The sequence below is a fragment of the Chlorogloeopsis sp. ULAP02 genome (genome assembly GCF_038404745.2).
Taxonomy (GTDB): Bacteria; Cyanobacteriota; Cyanobacteriia; order Cyanobacteriales; family Nostocaceae; genus Chlorogloeopsis.
In genome coordinates this window covers 1-1,845 of record NZ_JAYKTT020000032.1, presented here as the reverse complement: position 1 = coordinate 1,845, position 1,845 = coordinate 1, and the positions used below count along the sequence as shown (strand labels likewise).

Sequence of the window (1,845 nt, the reverse complement as noted above, 5' to 3'; positions counted from 1 at the left end):
CCATCTAGACCTCCGCAAGGGTACTCCTGCCACAACAGAGTTTGGCGGTGAGGGGAATTGCGGGACAGTTGAAGGTGTACTCTACCCTTCGGGAACGCCAAGGGCGAATGAGAACCCCTTCGGGGAACGATGCCCCTTCAACTGTCAGGATTACTTTGGTTCTCAACGTAAGATTTAAGTTGTTCAAGGGTGACTCCTCCACAAGATGCAACAAAATACGCGCCTGTCCAAAAGGCAGGTTTGCTGTAAAACCTATTGACTTGTTCATAGAACTCTTTGCGAATTAAACGACTAGAAACGGTTTTTAGGTTGTTGACTAGTTTACTGATTTCAACATCTGGTGGGTAACTGATAACCAGATGCACATGGTCTGGCTCTCCGTTAAATTCTGTAACTTTACTCTTCCACTTTTGACAAGTGGTTTCAAATATTTCTTGTAATCGCTTCAACATTACTTGATCTATAACTTTTCTACGGTATTTAGTCACAAGCACTAAATGAATATTAAGGCTATAAACTGACCTGTATCCTATATTGTAAGTCATGGCGCTAAATGTTATCATGACTATATGCTACTCACTTACCAGTACAAACTCAACCCCACGCCACAACAGGTTGTCACGATGGAAACCTGGGCTGAGTTGCTGCGCCGTCACTACAACTATGCGCTAGGGCAAAGATTGGATTGGTTAAACCGCACAAGGTCGCAGATTGACCGTTGCAGTTTGGTTAGTGAGCCGATTGGCAAAATTCTAGAGAAAGTTGATTACTACACACAAGCAAGCGACCTCAAACGAACTAAAGAATTATTTCCTGAATACAAAACCATTTACGCCGACTGCCAGCAACAAAACCTAATGAGGTTAGATAAAGCGTGGAAGCGTTGGTTAATACCAGATAAGAACGGTAAGCGAGGTGGAAGACCACGTTTTAAAAAGCGCGGTGATATCTGTTCTTTCACATTCGCGCGTGTCAACTCTTCCAAAGCAGGCGCACATCTGGTAGGTAACACTCTCAAACTGTCCAAGATTGGCGAGATAGAAGTTATTCTGCACCGACCAATTCCAAATGGGTTTGAGATTAAACAGGCAACTATTTTAAGAAAAGCAGATGGTTGGTATGTCAGTTTTTCTCTAGAAGATAAAACCGTCCCTGCTACATTACCTATTGATGAAATCAAAACTGCTACTGGCATAGACGTTGGACTAGAAAAGTTTTTAACCACTGCTGATGGGCAAAGTATTGCAGTGCCACAGTATTACCGCAAAGCGCAAGCAACTTTAGCCCGTCAACAACGTAAGCTTGCACGCAAAATCAAGGGGTCTAAGAACTACCACTCGTCAGCTAACAAGGTTGCAAGACTTCATTTGCACGTTGCAAGGCAAAGAAAAGAGTTTCATTATCAAGTTGCTCATTGGTTGGTTAATTCTTATGACTTAATTGTTTTTGAAAACCTCAACATTAAGGGACTAGCTAGAACACGACTGGCTAAGTCGATACTAGATGTCGCTTGGGGCGGATTCCTCCAAATCGTGCAAGCAGTAGCGGTAAGACGCGGCAAGCATTGCCTTGGCATTGACCCCAAAGGAACAAGTATCAATTGTTCTGGTTGTGGTGCAAGAGTTGAAAAAACTTTGGCGGTTCGTGTTCATCGTTGTGGGTGTGGACTGGTTATTGACCGTGACTGGAACAGCGCTCTTAATCTTTTAAACATGGATCGGTTGGACTACCGATTCCTGGCTGCGGAGGCTTAGAGGTTACTCAGCCTGTGAGGCAGCAAGTCTCATTTGTGAATCTGAGATGCTCCCGCTATACTGCTTGCAGTTAGCGGTGAGAGTTGTCACT

2 protein-coding genes are annotated in these 1,845 nt (G+C 44.0%); one reads left to right on the top strand and one right to left on the bottom strand.

The genetic code is table 11. The features are described 5' to 3' along the window. Positions 1-137 precede the first annotated feature (137 nt). On the bottom strand, positions 138-563 hold the full coding sequence (gene tnpA, locus U2718_RS14030; protein ID WP_342002557.1) for an IS200/IS605 family transposase: 426 nt from the start codon (positions 561-563) through the stop codon (positions 138-140). A gap of 6 nt (positions 564-569) precedes the next feature. Here tnpA and U2718_RS14025 point away from each other — a divergent pair, with 6 nt between their 5' ends. Further along, positions 570-1,754, top strand: coding sequence for an RNA-guided endonuclease InsQ/TnpB family protein (locus tag U2718_RS14025; RefSeq protein ID WP_411813284.1), 1,185 nt, complete (start codon positions 570-572; stop codon positions 1,752-1,754). Positions 1,755-1,845: the final 91 nt, after the last annotated feature.

Bases quoted from the DNA above. Each gene is read 5' to 3' on its own strand.
- U2718_RS14025 (WP_411813284.1), top strand. From the start codon at position 570: ATGCTACTCACTTACCAGTACAAACTCAACCCCACGCCACAACAGGTT.
- tnpA (WP_342002557.1), bottom strand. From the start codon at position 563: ATGATAACATTTAGCGCCATGACTTACAATATAGGATACAGGTCAGTT.